This is a genomic window from Caldanaerobacter subterraneus (assembly GCF_004345675.1).
Lineage (GTDB): Bacteria > Bacillota > Thermoanaerobacteria > Thermoanaerobacterales > Thermoanaerobacteraceae > Thermoanaerobacter > Thermoanaerobacter subterraneus.
In genome coordinates, this window is record NZ_SLWU01000006.1 from 86761 (window position 1) to 101894 (window position 15134).

A 15134-nucleotide genomic window follows, 5' to 3' on the forward strand; every position below is an offset into this window, starting at 1 on the left:
GGAGGGATTGACTTTGAAAGTATTAGTAGTTGGGGGAGGAGGAAGAGAACACGCAATTGTGCACAAGCTTTCCCAAAGCGATCGAGTAGAAAAGATTTACTGTGCACCTGGAAATGCAGGGATAAGTAAGCTGGCAGAGTGCGTAAATATAAGTGTAGAAGAAATAGAGAAGCTAAAAGAGTTTGCTTTACAAAATAAAATAGATATAACAATAGTGGGACCGGAGCTTCCATTAGTAGAGGGAATTGTGGATGAGTTTGAAAAAGCTGGACTTAAGATTTTTGGCCCGAGCAAAAAAGCAGCCATGATAGAAGGGAGCAAGTACTTTGCAAAACAGATCATGGCAAAGTATGAAATACCTACAGGAAGATTTAAAGCTTTTGACAGATATCAAGAAGCCCTGAAATTCTTAAAGGAAACATGGTATCCTGTTGTGATAAAAGCTGATGGATTAGCTCAAGGAAAAGGGGTTTTCATAGTAAGAGACTTTATTGAGGCGAAAGAGGTTCTTGACCTCATGATGAAGAAAAGAGTTTTCGGGCCATCAGGGGATATAGTAATTGTGGAGGAGATGCTTTACGGCAAAGAAGCTTCTATATTTGCCTTTGTGGATGGGGAAAATGTTTTGGCCATGATGTCTGCTATGGATTATAAAAAAGTTTATGAAAAGGATGAGGGACCAAATACGGGAGGTATGGGAAGCATTGCCCCAAATCCTCACATAGATAAAAAGACTTTAAATGAAATTGAAGAGAAAATTTTAAAACCTGTTGTGTATGCGCTTAAGAAAGAGGGAGTTGTGTATAAAGGCGTTTTGTATGCAGGATTAATGCTGACAAAAGAAGGGCCCAAAGTTTTAGAATTTAATGCGAGATTCGGGGACCCTGAGACAGAAGTAATACTTCCCCTTCTTAAAACAGACCTTTTGGAAGTAATAGAAGCTACGCTGGAAGGAAAGCTTAAAAATTTGAAGCTGGAGTGGGAAGATAAAAAGGCTGTATGTGTTATTGCAGCTTCAAAAGGATATCCTGGAGAATATAAAAAGGGTTTTGAAATACGGGGATTGGAAGAAGTGAAGGAAGCTTTTGTCTACCACGCAGGTACTTCTTTTAAAGATGGAAAGATTGTCACTTCAGGAGGAAGAGTCTTTGGAATTGTGGCTTTAGGGGATTCCTATAAAGAGGCAAGGGAAATAGCATATAGAGAAATTGAAAAAATATCTTTTGAAGGAATTTATTACAGAAAGGATATCGCGGCCGGGTACTAACCCGGCAATTTTTATGGTATAATAGCAATAAAATGGGTTTCAAAAGGCGGTGGACATAATGCCTAAAGACCATGTCAAACTCTTTGATACCATCTCTCCTGTATATGCGTGGTTTTTTAATTCGCAGGTAGCTTATTATAGAAAGGTCATGAATATTTTGAAACAACACGTTCCATTAGAAAACTATAAAAGAGTTTTAGATGTAGGATGTGGCACAGGACCTTTGTGCTATGTTTTAAAAGAGGCTGGATTCGATACTTATGGAGTTGAGGTATCAAAAGGCATGTTGGACCAGGCTTTAAAAAGACTTAAGGGAATGGATATCAAAGCTTACAAAATAGAGCCAGGCGAGAGATTTCCTTTTGATGATAATTTTTTTGACATTGCCATTGCTTCGTATGTCGCTCATGGTATTAAAAAAGAGGAAAGAGAAATATTATATAAGGAGATGTCTAGAGTTGCAAGGGACTACGTAATACTTCACGACTATCACAGAAACAGGGATTTTTTAACCTCATTTGTAGAATGGCTGGAGGGAGGAGATTATTTTAATTTTGTAGAGCAGGTAGAAGAAGAATTAAGAAAAAATTTTGAAGGTGTGAAAGTGGTAGAATTGAGCAAGAGAGTTTCTCTTTACATATTGAAACCTTACAAAGATTTAAATTAGGGTGTGGTGGAATGGATTCAAGACCTATAGGAGTTTTTGATTCAGGAGTAGGAGGTTTGACTGTATTAAAAAGACTTATTCAGGTTTTGCCCGAGGAGGATTATATTTATTTTGGCGACACAAAAAGGGTTCCCTATGGAGATAGAAGTAAAGAAGAAATAGAGCTTTTTGCAGGTCAGATCATAAACTTTATGAAAGAAAAAAATGTAAAGGCGGTTGTGATAGCCTGCAATACTACGTGTGCCACTATTGACAAAGGAAAGTATGACATTGAACTTTTTGACGTATTAAAAGCTGGGGCAGAAAGCGGAGTTTATTGTACAAAAAATAAAAAAGTTGGAGTTATTGCTACGAAGAGGACGGTAGAGAGCAGAAGCTACGAAATCAATATAAAGAGCATAAATCCGCAAATTGAAGTTTACCAGAAAGCCTGTCCTGAATTTGTGCCTTTGATTGAAAAAGGCCTTTACAATTCGCCTTTAGCTTATAAAGCTGCTAAAGATTGCCTTGAGGAGTTTAAAGGAAAAGAAATAGATACTCTCATACTTGGTTGTACCCATTATCCTTTGATGGAACCGATTATAAAGGCCATCATGGGAGATGGGGTTAAGGTGGTGGACCCAGCTGTAAGGTTGTCCCATGAAGTGAAAGAATATCTAGAAAGAAGCAGGATTTTAAATTTTGGTAAGAAAGGCAAAATAGAGTTTTTTGTAAGTGGCGATGCTGAAAATTTTAAAAAGACCGCCGAAATGGTGCTCGGTAAAAAAATTGATGAAGTATTTATTGTGGATATTGAAAGATATTAAAAAAGGTGATGAATATGGACATTTTAAAAGAAGTTGAAAAAGTGGAGGAAGAGATAATAGGGATAAGGCGAAAAATACACATGCACCCTGAATTGGGATTTGAAGAGGTGAAAACTTCTGAACTGGTTTATGAATATCTCAAAAGTCTAGGGCTTGAAGTGAAAAGGCTTGCCAAGACTGGAGTAGTAGGCCTTCTAAAAGGAGATGGAGAAAGGACAATAGCTATAAGGGCAGACATGGATGCACTTCCCATACAGGAGGAAAATGAAGTCGAGTACGCTTCAAAAATTCCCGGGAAAATGCATGCCTGCGGCCATGACGTACATACTGCTATTCTTTTGGGAACAGCTAAAGTGCTTTCAAGGATTAAAAACGTTAAGGGGAATGTGAAATTTATATTTCAGCCAGCTGAAGAAACAACAGGAGGAGCCCTCCCCATGATTGAGGAAGGGGTGCTTGAGGGTCCTAGAGTTGACGCTATAATAGGGCTTCACGTTGATCCAGATTTAGAGGTAGGGCAAATAGGAATAACATACGGAAAAGCTTATGCCTCGTCTGACATGTTCGATGTGATTATAAAGGGGAGAAGCTCCCATGGGGCAGAGCCTCATAAAGGGATTGATGCGCTTGTAATTGCAGCGAATGTGATAAGCGCTCTTCAGACCTTTGCAACCAGAAAAACCAGCCCTTTTACTCCAATAGTTGTTACTGTAGGGACAATTAAAGGGGGATATGCGAGAAATATAATAGCAGATAGGGTTGAGATGTCAGGAATTATAAGGATGATGGAAGAAGAGAGAAGAGAGGAAATAGTAGAATCTGTGGAGAAGATGTGTAAAGACATAGCAAAAGCCTATGGAGGAGATGCAGAATTCAGAAGGGTAAAAGGGTATCCTCTTCTCATTAATGACAAAGGATTTACAAACCTTGTAAAAAAGAGCGCTTCCATGATTTTAGGAGAGGAAAATGTCCTTGAAGTTTCTCCTTCCATGGGGGTAGAGGATTTTGCTTATTTTTTACAGAGAGTGCCCGGTACCTTTTACAAATTGGGCTGCGGTAATAAAGAAAAAGGAATAGACAAACCCTTACACAGCAGTAGGTTTGACGTGGATGAAAGATGTATAAAAGTAGGAATTGCTGTTCATGTGATGACAGTGCTTAATTATTTTGAGGGGAAATATTAAAAAATTTTTTGAGGAGATAAAAATTTTTTGGAAAAACTTTAACCTTTTCATTTATAAATATTCCTTGTACAATGAGAAAAAGGTTTACCGCAGTTTTATTTATTAAGGTATAGTTATAATATTACAAAAATGCAGGAAAAATTTCGTGTAAATTAAAACTTGACATTTTTCATCAAATGTTGCATAATATTTGTCGGAAAACGCCTCTGCCGTTTTGGTAAGAGGAAGCCATAAGGTGTAAGTCTTAACCCCCCCTCAAGTGTATTAAAAATTTCTCCCCCTAATCCCCCTTTACTGCCGGCATATGCCGGCTCTTTTTTGTTTTTCATATAAAAAAGGCGCCGCGAATAAACTATTGTGAGGTGTTTAGTATGCATGGAAGGTCCTTTATTCGCGGTGCCTTTATTTTAACAATTGCTCATGTGATAGACAGAAGTATAGGCTTTGTTTTCAGGATAATTTTATCCAACATATTAGGTTCTGAAGGCACAGGAATTTATCAATTAGTTCTACCTATCTACTTTGTTTCTATTACTTTTTTAACTTCTGGTACTATGTCAGTAATTTCCCGCTTTATTTCGGAAGAAAGAGCAAAAGGGAACAAAAAGAATATGTTTAAAATTTTGAAAATTTCCTTTATTCTGGTGCTTATAATGGCTTTTTCAGTCTTTGCTATTATATTCTTAAATGCCAAATTCATAGCGGAAAAGCTTCTTCACGAACCGAGGACTCATCTTTCAATTCTCATTTTTGCGCCTGTTCTTGTAATTGTCACTTCTTCTTCAGTTTTTAAAGGTTTTTTTCAGGGTGTAATAAATATGGTACCGGCCTCTATTTCAGAAATCGTAGAGCAGATTGTGAGAGTTTCTCTGACTTTATATCTTCTGAAGCTATTTAGCGGAGCAAAACTTGAGTATCTTGTGGCTATAGCTATTTTTGGGATTTCTGTTGGAGAAATTGTAAGCTTTTTAATGTACATATTTTTCTATAAGAGAGAGATAAAAATTATAGAAAGAGAGATGCCTTATGATGGAAAAGAATGGAGTAGTATTTACATTGCGAAGCTATTGGTGTTCACTTCAATACCAATAACTTTTTCAAAATTGATTGTGAATGCTCTAGATCTAGTAGAATCTTTGCTAATTCCATCCCGCCTTGTAACTTCTGGAGTTTCTCACAGGGAAGCAATGTCTGAATTTGGAAAGCTATTTGGCATGGCGATTCCCCTCGCTTATATGCCTGCTGTAATAACTTCAAGCCTTTCCACAACAGTGCTTCCCGCGGTTTCAGAAGCTGCAGCTTTAAAAAAATGGGAAGCAGTGCGTTTGAGAATTAACCAGGCTATAGGGTACACTACTTTAGTGGCATTTCCCGCTATTACCTTGTTTTTAATTATTCCAGATGAAATATCCAGACTTTTATATTCTTCTTCCCCTGGGGTAGGGGATTTTGTAAGGGTGGTTTCTTATGGCAGTATTTTCGCATTTTTAGAAACCGTAGTTGCTAGTATTTTACATGGTTTAGGGAGACAGAAAGTAGTCTTGCGAAATTCCCTGATATGGCTTGTTGTGTGCATTACTGGCATGTACTATCTGACTTCTATACCTTCCCTCAGGCTTTTTGGATATGTTTATACTTTTATCTTTGCAGATGCTCTCATTTTGGTTTTAAATTTCCTAGATTTAAGAAAGCTTACACGAGTGGAAATAGATCTTTCTAACTGGATCATAAAGCCTCTTTTTGCTTCTCTAGCTATGGGAGTAACTGTGTTAATTATCCACAGTAAATTGTTGGCAACTAATGTTAATATGTGGATAAACCTCTCTTTATCAGTTTTACCATCAACTATCATATACTTTTTAGCCGCTCAATTACTTAGAGTGCCCTACATTGAAGACTTGAAGAAGATGATTTTTCAAAGGACCAGTTGATGACTGCGCTTGCAGAAAAAATCTGATAAAAATGATGACTAAAGATTGGATTAATTTTTGGCTACTCGCTTTTGCGGGTAGCTCATTTGATTTTTGAGTATAGTACTGTCTACAAAATCGTATATATTTTTTATCTGTATACGTTATAAAAAATCGCTTTAAAGTATTGAAATTTACTTTTTAATTGATTACAATATTAGTGTAAACCATTAAATTTTTTAAGAGAGGGATTTTGTATGTATGAGTCTAAAATTAAGGACAAGCTGGTAGACCAGCTTTTTGAGGCCATTTTAAAGCTTAAGAACATAGAGGAATGTTACAGGTTTTTTGAAGATATTGCTACTATAAATGAGATAAAAGCTTTAGCTCAGAGATTGGAAGTTGCTAGAATGCTAAGACAAAAGAAGACCTATATAGAGATTGCAGAAAAAACAGGGGCTAGTACTGCCACGATAAGTAGAGTGAACAGGGCATTGAATTATGGCGCAAATGGATATAAAATTATATTGGAAAGGTTGGAAGCTGATTCTGAATCCCGGGATTAATTCCCGGCTTTTTTAAAACTTGATTGGAGTGAAAAAGATGAAAGAGATTCTAGCTAATTTGAATGAACAGCAAAAAGAAGCAGTAACTACAACAGAAGGGCCTCTTTTAATACTGGCAGGTGCTGGAAGTGGAAAAACTAGAGTTTTGACCCACAGAATTGCCTATCTCATAAAGGAAAAAAAGGTCTCTCCTTCCAATATCCTCGCAATAACCTTTACCAATAAAGCGGCAGAGGAAATGAAGACGAGAGTGGAAAATTTGCTGGGATACGTCGGAGACCTGTGGGTGTCCACTTTTCATTCCGCCTGTGTCAGAATCTTGAGAAGAGATATTGATAAACTGGGTTACGACAGAAATTTTGTAATATTTGATACAACTGACCAGAAGGCACTAGTCCAGGAATGCCTTAAAGAACTAGACTTAAGCGAAAAGCAGTACCCGATAAAAATGGTATTAAATGCCATCTCATCTGCAAAAGATAAAATGGTGTATCCAGACGATTACATTGATTTTTTTGGAGATACCTATAGGAATAGAAAAATAAAGGAAATTTACAAGTTTTATCAGCACAAACTAAAAAAGATAAATGCTCTTGACTTTGACGACATTATCATAAAAACGATAGAGTTATTTAAAGAAAATCCAGAAATTTTAGAATTTTATCAAAGAAAATTTAGATACATAATGGTGGACGAGTATCAGGACACAAATACTCCTCAGTATTACTTTGTAAATTTGTTAGCGCAAAGGCACAGAAATTTATGTGTTGTAGGGGATGATGACCAGAGCATTTACGGCTGGAGAGGGGCAGATGTGAGAAACATATTAAACTTTGAAAAAGATTATCCCGAAGCAAAAGTGATAAAATTAGAACAAAACTATAGGTCTACAAAAATCATACTGGAGGCTGCCAATCACGTCATAGACAACAATGTATATCGAAAGAAAAAATCCCTCTGGACACAAAATAAAGAGGGAGAGAAAATAGTTCTGTGTGAGCTGGAAAATGAAAGAGAAGAGGCAGAATTTGTTATACAGGAGATAATAAAACTAAAAGAAAGAGAAAACAGAAGCTTTAAAGACTTTGCGATACTCTACAGGACAAACGCCCAGTCAAGGCCTTTTGAAGAAGCTCTGATGAAAGTAAAAGTGCCTTATAAAGTGGTGGGAGCCCTAAGATTTTATGACAGGAAAGAGATAAAAGATATACTTGCTTATCTTCGCCTCATTGTAAATCCTTATGACGACATATCCTTCAAAAGGATAGTAAATGTTCCAAGAAGAGGCATTGGTCCTGCTACGATTGAGGCATTGGAGAAGGTAGCGAGGGAAAAAGATACTAGTCTTTTTTTTGCAATAGAGGATTTAAAAAACGCAAGGAACAAAGGAAGCCTTCTTCAGTTTAAACAGTTTATTTTGGATTTAATTGATAAAAAAGATGCAATGAGTGTCAGCGATTTGATAAAATATATTCTGGAGCAGACAGGTTATATAGAAGAGTTAAAAAGGGAAGAATCTGAAGAAGCAGAGGGAAGGATAGAAAACTTAAACGAATTTTTAAATGCTGCCTATGAGTTTGAAGAATCTTCTGAAGATAAGTCTTTGGAAGCATTTTTGGCGGGCATAACTTTAGTTTCTGATATAGACATGGCTGGAGATATTGGAGAAAGTGTAGTTCTGATGACACTTCATTCTGCCAAGGGATTGGAATTTCCTGTAGTTTTTATGGTAGGGATGGAAGAAGGACTGTTTCCTTCTTACAGCTCCTTTGAAGATGACCACGAGCTGGAAGAAGAAAGGCGCCTTTGTTACGTGGGAATTACCAGATCCAAAGAAAGATTGTATTTAACTTATGCTAGGCAGAGAAACCTTTACGGTAGGTCCCAGTACAATTCTTACTCCAGGTTTATAAGTGAAATACCTGAGAGGCTAATTGTGAGGTATAATATACCGACTTCCAAAAAAACGGGCTTTGTTTCCGTCCATACTTTTTCAGATGTTTATGAAAGGTCTTTTTCGCTTGGGGATAAGGTGGAGCACAAGATATGGGGAATAGGGACTGTTGTTAAAGTGGAAGGGGAAGAGATTACAGTAGCCTTTCCGAACGTTGGTATAAAAAAGCTTGATTTGAGATTTGCTCCTATTAAGGCAATTTCTTAAAACCGGAGGGGAATTTATGGATAGGGAAGAGGCAAGAAAGAGGATAGAGGAGTTAAGGGAAAAAATAAACTATCACAACTACAGGTATTATGTGTTGGACCAGCCAGAAATTTCAGACTATGAGTATGATATGCTTATGAGAGAACTCATAGAACTGGAAGAAAAATATCCTGAGTTTAAGACTCCAGACTCTCCCTCTCAGAGGGTAGGAGGAGAGCCACTTGATGAGTTTGAGCCTTTTACTCACATTGTTCCAATGTTGAGCTTGGCCAATGCTTTTACGGCAGAAGAGATTAAGGATTTTGACAGAAGGGTAAAAGAGGCGGTAGGGGAAGTAGAGTACGTAGTAGAGCCTAAAATTGACGGTTTGTCTGTGGAGCTGGTGTATGAAAATGGCATATTCACAGTGGGATCTACTAGAGGAGACGGAATTGTGGGGGAGAATGTCACTCCGAATTTGAAGACCATAAAGTCCATTCCTTTAAGGCTTAAAGATTCTGTGAACGTGGTTGTAAGAGGAGAAGTTTTTATGCCAAAAGCTTCTTTTGCCAAGCTCAACGAAGAGAGAGCCGAAAGAGGAGAATCCCTTTTTGCAAATCCCAGGAATGCTGCAGCTGGTTCTGTGAGGCAGTTAGACCCTAAAGTCACTGCAAAAAGGGACCTAGACATTTTCATTTTTAACCTTCAGAGGATTGAAGGAAGAGATTTCAAGACTCATGTGGAAGCCTTAGAATTTTTGAAAGAACAGGGATTTAAAGTAATTCCTCTTATTAAAAAATGCACTACAATCGAAGAAGTCATCAAAGCTATAGAAGAGCTAGGGGAGATGAAAGATTCTTTGCCGTACGATATAGACGGCGCAGTGATAAAAGTGAATGAACTTGATAAAAGGGAGATTTTAGGGCAGACTGCTAAAGACTACAGATGGGCTATAGCATTTAAATACCCTGCAGAGATGAAAAAGACGAAGTTAATAGACATAGTCGTGCAGGTGGGCAGGACAGGAGCCTTAACTCCTACGGCTGTGCTTGAGCCTGTTGTTATTTCTGGTTCTGTGGTGAGCAGAGCTACTCTTCACAATGAAGATTACATAAAGGAGAAGGACATACGAATAGGGGATACTGTGCTTGTGCACAAAGCAGGAGGCATAATTCCAGAGGTAGTGGAAGTGGTTAAAGAAGAGAGAACAGGCGATGAAAAGGAATTTGTCATGCCTGACAAATGCCCTGAGTGCGGCGCTTTGGCTGTAAGGCTTCCTGGAGAGGCAGTGAGAAGATGTACAGGCCTTAACTGCCCTGCTCAGATTGCGAGAAGGATAATCCACTTTGCTTCAAAGGATGCTATGGACATAGAAGGATTAGGCCCCGCTATAATAAACCAGCTGCTTTCGAAAGGGCTTATACAAAATGTAGCAGACCTTTACTACCTCAAGTACAGGGATTTAATTACTTTGGAGAGGATGGGAGATAAGTCTGCTAGAAACTTGCTGGAAGCTATTGAAAAGAGCAAGAAAAGAGACTTAGACAGGTTGCTTTTTGGACTTGGGATAAACTTGATAGGCAGTAAAGCGGCACAGGTGATTGCAGAGCATTTCAAGAACATGGACAACATAATGAAAGCAAAATACGAGGATTTTCTTGAACTTCCGGATATTGGACCCAAAATGGCAAGAAGTATAGTTACTTTCTTTTCTGAGGAGCAAAACAGAAGAGTGGTTGAAAGGTTGAAAGAAGCGGGAGTCAATATGGAGAAGCTCTCCACAGGTAAAGTGAGCAATATATTTGAAGGCAAGATTTTTGTGCTGACAGGAGCGCTTAAAAATTACACTAGAGATGAGGCTGCAAGACTTATTGTTGAGAGAGGGGGCAAAGTTACTAACTCTGTGAGCAAAAAGACCGACTATCTAATTGTGGGTGCTGACCCTGGCTCTAAGCTTAAAAAAGCACAGGAACTTGGAGTTAAGATAATTAACGAAGAGCAGTTTGAAGCCATGCTAAAAGGCGATATCCAACCGTAGATTTTTGTGATAAACTATAAGAGTGAAGAAATAAAGAGAAAGGTGTGGTAAAATGGCAATAAGCAAAAGCGAAGTAGAATACATTGCTAAGCTTGCCAGGTTAAAATTTACTGAAGAAGAGATAGAGGCGATGAGCAAAGAGCTCAGCAAGATACTGGATTATGTCAACAAATTGAACGAGCTTGACACAGAAAATGTAGAACCTACGGCTCACATAGTTCCAATACACAATGTCTTCAGAGAAGACGAGGTCAAACCTTCTATGCCGAGAGAAAAAGTCTTGATGAACGCTCCTTTTACAGAGCAAGGCTGCTTTAAAGTGCCAAAGATCATAGAGTGAGGAGGTACGCAAATTGGAATTGTATAGTCTGACAGTACATGAACTTAAAGAACTTCTCCATAAAAGAGAAGTAAGTGCACAAGAGGTGACAAAATCCTACCTCGAAAGGATAAAAGAAGTGGAGCCCAAGGTAGATGCCCTTGTAACTATAACTGAAGAATTTGCACTGGAAAGGGCTAAAGTAGCAGATGAGATGATAAAAAAAGGAGAAGCAAAGGATTTGACAGGAATTCCTGTGATAATAAAAGACAACATCTCTACAGAAGGCATAAGAACCACATGTTCTTCTAAAATGCTAGAAAATTACATACCGCCATACAACGCAACAGTTGTGGAAAGGCTTTTAAATGAGGGAGTAGTTATATTAGGGAAGTCTAATTTGGACGAGTTTGCTATGGGATCTTCAACTGAAAATTCCGCATTTAAAATTACGAAAAACCCGTGGGACTTGTCCCGTGTTCCAGGAGGGTCTTCTGGTGGTTCTGCAGTAGCTGTTGCAGCGGATGAGGCTGCTTTTGCACTTGGGTCAGATACAGGAGGCTCTATAAGGCAACCGGCTTCCTTGTGCGGGGTAGTTGGAATGAAGCCAACATATGGTTTAGTTTCTAGATACGGTTTGGTGGCTTTTGCTTCCTCTCTTGACCAGATAGGTCCTTTCACAAAGGATGTGACAGATTGCGCGATTGTGCTAAACGCCATTGCAGGTCACGATCCTTTAGACTCTACTTCTGTAAAAATAGAAAAGCCTGATTATACCTCTTACCTTAAAGAAGACATAAAAGGTTTCAGAATAGGAGTTGCGAAGGAATTCTTTGGAGCCGGAATTGAAGAGGGCGTAAAGGAAACAGTAGAAAAGGCTATAAAAGTTTTTGAGGATTTAGGAGCAGAAATAATTGACATATCTATTCCTTATGTAGAGTATGCCCTTCCTGCCTATTACATAATCGCTTCGGCGGAAGCTAGTTCTAATTTAGCTAGATACGATGGGATAAGGTATGGGCATATTGCGAAAAACTACGAAGATTTAGTTGATATGTACATGACAAGCAGAAGTGAAGGTTTTGGCAAAGAGGTAAAGAGGAGAATAATGTTGGGGACATATGCATTAAGCTCAGGTTACTACGATGCTTACTATAAGAAGGCTTTAAAGGTGAGGACATTAATTAAAAATGACTTTGAAAGGGCTTTTGAGAAATGCGATGTTATAGTAGGTCCTACAAGTCCTACAGTGGCTTTTAAGATCGGTGAAAGAACGAATGACCCGTTAGCTATGTACTTAGCAGATATATACACAGTATCTGTAAATATTGCAGGGCTTCCTGCTATATCTATTCCTTGCGGACTTTCAGAGGGATTACCTGTGGGGCTTCAGATAATTGGCAAGCACTTTGATGAAGGCAGAATACTCAATGTGGCTTATGCTTTTGAAAAAGCGTACAAATTTGATGCCAAGCCACAGGCCATAGGAGGTGAAAGATAATGAAATACGAAGCAGTAATCGGATTGGAAGTTCATGCAGAGCTCTTGACAGACAGCAAGATATTTTGTGGATGCAGCACCAAATTTGGAAGTGAACCAAATACACAGGTGTGCCCTGTATGCCTTGGACTTCCGGGCACTCTGCCTGTGCTCAATAAAAAAGTAGTTGAATATGCAGTAAGGGCAGGACTGGCTTTGAACTGCACAATTGCTAATTTCAGCAAGATGGACAGAAAAAATTATTTTTATCCAGACCTTCCAAAAGCCTACCAGATTTCCCAGTACGACCTTCCCCTTTGTAGCAATGGGTACATAGAAATCGAGGTAGAAGGCGGCACAAAGAGGATAGGCATAAAGAGGATACACATTGAAGAGGATGCTGGAAAGCTTCTGCACGAAGGAACTGATGGATCTTTGGTAGACTACAACAGAGCAGGTGTTCCTTTAATTGAGATAGTTTCTGAGCCGGATATTTCTACTCCTGAAGAAGCATATCAGTACCTTGTTAAATTAAAGAGCATTCTAGAATATACTGAAGTTTCTGACTGCAAGATGCAGGAAGGGTCTTTGAGAGTTGACACAAATGTCTCTGTAAGGCCTGTGGGTACTACTGATCTTGGCACCAAGATTGAGCTTAAAAATTTAAATTCTTTTAAAGCCGTTCAAAAAGCGCTGGAATATGAGATAAAGAGACAGATAAAAGTCTTGGAAGAGGGCGGCACTATAGTTCAGGAGACTCGCAGATGGAATGAAGCAAAAGGCATTACTGAGCCGATGAGGACAAAGGAAGAAGCTCATGACTACAGGTATTTCCCAGAGCCTGACCTCGTTCCAATAATTGTGACAGAAGAATGGAAAGAAGAGATAAGAAAGACATTGCCTGAGATGCCTGATGCTAAAAGAGAGCGTTTCATCACCCAATACGGCTTACCTGAATATGATGCTAAAGTCATAACCTCTTCAAAGAAGATGGCTGACTTCTTTGAAAAGTGTGCTTCAAATTACCACTCTCCAAAGATAGTGAGCAACTGGTTGATGGGAGAATTTGCACGCCTTTTAAATGACACAGGTAGAGAGATAGATGAAGTGCCAATCACTCCAGATATGCTAATAGAGCTTTTAAAACTTGTTGATGATAATGTTATAAGCGGTTCTATTGCGAAAACAGTGTTTGAGGAAATGTTTTTCACAGGTAAAAATCCGCAAATCATAGTGGAAGAGAAGGGTTTAAGGCAGATAGCCGACGAAGGTGAATTGAGGAGGATTGTCAGAAAAGTCATCGAAGAAAATCCAAAATCCGTAGAAGATTACAAGAAAGGAAAAGAGAAGGCATTGGGCTTTTTAGTAGGGCAAGTGATGAAGGAGACGAAGGGGAAAGCAAATCCGCAGCTTACAAATCAACTTTTAAGAGAAGAACTTTCCAAATAGCCTGCGCAAATTGCAGGCTATTTTTTTTTAAAAGACTGACAATTACAACTCAAGTTTACCTTTTAAACAATTTTCATCGAATTCCTACAATACTCTTACCAAATGGGAAGTACTAAAAGAAGTTGAAAATAGGGTAGGGAAACCGAAAGCAATAGCAACAGATGAAGGATATAAAACTCCGTACATATTGAGGACAATATTTGATAAAGAGATAATACCAGCAGTGTATACACGAGACCAATGACAAAAGATGGTTTCATGAAAAAGCATCAGTACGTATACGATGAATATTATGACTGTTACATATGCCCACAAGATGAAATATTAACATATGTTACAACCAATGGCAAGATGCTTTCCGCCGTTTTATAACAAATAAGTACGTCATTTTAGGTGTTGTAATACTAACCTTTATGTTTTTATTTGCCTTCATAGGCCCATACCTTTTGCCACATCAAGACGTGCCTGATGTAACAAAGGCGAACCAGCCTCCAAGCAAAGAGCACTGGCTCGGAACAGATAACCTAGGAAGAGATGTCCTTTTAAGACTTATGCTTGCAGGAAGGAATTTCCCTAACAATAGGCATAGCTGCTACTTTGATACTTATAACGATTGGCGTGACCTTAGGGTCTATATCTGGTTTTGTGGTAGAACATATAGGGACAAGGGTCGCAGTAGTAGCATCTTCCGCCGCACTAAGCTTTGTTACTAATATGCCTCTCTTCACTAATGCCATAGAACCAATAGCTATACTTATTGTAAACATAGCTGGCAGTACAACAGGAATTGATTTTACTTCTCCCACGTGCAATTAAGGTGAAGTTATCTCAAAAACAAAATTATCAGTCATTTTATCATCATCTTTTCCTTTCATTTTACAAAAATATTATACCAATAATTGTTTTTATAAATCAATACTTGTGCTTTTGTCACTTTTTAATGTCTAACTACACAAAACATATACTAAAATTATCTTCATTTGCATAAAGTTAAAATAACTGTTAAAAATTGATAACTTTAGTATTCCCATTTTACTAAATTTTAAAAATACATGCGCAAAACTAAGAAACTTATCAAAAGGTTTACATTTTTAATAGATGTATTGGGTCAAGTCCAAATTTTTGTGTAAAATCCCTCTGGTTAGAGGGTGGGGAATGGCTCAACCCCTTTTTACACAATTATATAGACTTAACTATGTATTATTGCCAACTTACATTAAATATGCTATAATATTAAGCAAGCAATCGTCTACATAGACATAATTATAAACAAAATACCGAGGAGAGATTTAAAAAGAGACATCAGAGC

The 15134-nt window shown here is 38.1% G+C and carries 12 protein-coding genes and 1 pseudogene; 12 read left to right on the forward strand and 1 reads right to left on the reverse strand.

Annotation, left to right across the window (positions count from 1 at the left end; translation table 11 throughout):
• Positions 1–13: 13 nt before the first annotated feature.
• The 12 genes and pseudogenes from purD to EV203_RS04135 all read left to right on the forward strand — a co-directional run.
• Complete coding sequence (purD, locus tag EV203_RS04080; RefSeq protein WP_043884121.1) at positions 14–1267, forward strand: phosphoribosylamine--glycine ligase; 1254 nt, start codon at positions 14–16, stop codon at positions 1265–1267.
• A gap of 58 nt (positions 1268–1325) precedes the next feature.
• Positions 1326–1934 (forward strand): class I SAM-dependent methyltransferase, encoded by a 609-nt coding sequence (locus EV203_RS04085; RefSeq protein ID WP_009610779.1) that lies wholly within the window; start codon positions 1326–1328, stop codon positions 1932–1934.
• A gap of 11 nt (positions 1935–1945) precedes the next feature.
• Positions 1946–2740, forward strand: coding sequence for a glutamate racemase (gene murI / locus EV203_RS04090; RefSeq protein ID WP_132039264.1), 795 nt, complete (start codon positions 1946–1948; stop codon positions 2738–2740).
• 14 nt (positions 2741–2754) lie between these two features.
• Positions 2755–3924, forward strand: coding sequence for a M20 metallopeptidase family protein (locus EV203_RS04095; RefSeq protein WP_132039265.1), 1170 nt, complete (start codon positions 2755–2757; stop codon positions 3922–3924).
• A 371-nt stretch (positions 3925–4295) separates the two neighbouring features.
• On the forward strand, positions 4296–5855 hold the full coding sequence (gene spoVB, locus EV203_RS04100; RefSeq protein ID WP_132039267.1) for a stage V sporulation protein B: 1560 nt from the start codon (positions 4296–4298) through the stop codon (positions 5853–5855).
• 236 nt (positions 5856–6091) lie between these two features.
• Complete coding sequence (locus tag EV203_RS04105; RefSeq protein WP_011025018.1) at positions 6092–6400, forward strand: YerC/YecD family TrpR-related protein; 309 nt, start codon at positions 6092–6094, stop codon at positions 6398–6400.
• Between the two features lie 37 nt (positions 6401–6437).
• Positions 6438–8561, forward strand: coding sequence for a DNA helicase PcrA (pcrA, locus tag EV203_RS04110; RefSeq protein WP_132039269.1), 2124 nt, complete (start codon positions 6438–6440; stop codon positions 8559–8561).
• A 16-nt stretch (positions 8562–8577) separates the two neighbouring features.
• The gene (ligA, locus tag EV203_RS04115; protein WP_132039271.1) at positions 8578–10578 is read left to right on the forward strand and encodes an NAD-dependent DNA ligase LigA; all 2001 of its coding nucleotides are present in this window, start codon (positions 8578–8580) and stop codon (positions 10576–10578) included.
• Positions 10579–10630: 52 nt separating this feature from the next.
• Positions 10631–10918 (forward strand): Asp-tRNA(Asn)/Glu-tRNA(Gln) amidotransferase subunit GatC, encoded by a 288-nt coding sequence (gene gatC / locus EV203_RS04120; RefSeq protein WP_132039273.1) that lies wholly within the window; start codon positions 10631–10633, stop codon positions 10916–10918.
• 13 nt (positions 10919–10931) lie between these two features.
• Positions 10932–12398 carry an Asp-tRNA(Asn)/Glu-tRNA(Gln) amidotransferase subunit GatA gene (gene gatA / locus EV203_RS04125; protein ID WP_132039274.1) on the forward strand — a complete coding sequence of 489 codons (1467 nt, stop codon included), beginning with the start codon at positions 10932–10934 and terminating at the stop codon, positions 12396–12398.
• Entirely contained in the window at positions 12398–13825 is a 1428-nt protein-coding gene (gene gatB, locus EV203_RS04130) for an Asp-tRNA(Asn)/Glu-tRNA(Gln) amidotransferase subunit GatB (protein WP_132039276.1), read from the forward strand. Before gatA ends, gatB begins: the two co-directional genes overlap by 1 nt.
• Before the next feature lie 103 nt (positions 13826–13928).
• A pseudogene (locus tag EV203_RS04135) lies at positions 13929–14170 on the forward strand (IS5/IS1182 family transposase); the annotation flags it as partial.
• 197 nt (positions 14171–14367) lie between these two features.
• Here EV203_RS04135 and EV203_RS13705 read toward each other — a convergent pair.
• Positions 14368–14631 carry a hypothetical protein gene (locus EV203_RS13705; protein WP_243700576.1) on the reverse strand — a complete coding sequence of 88 codons (264 nt, stop codon included), beginning with the start codon at positions 14629–14631 and terminating at the stop codon, positions 14368–14370.
• Positions 14632–15134: the final 503 nt, after the last annotated feature.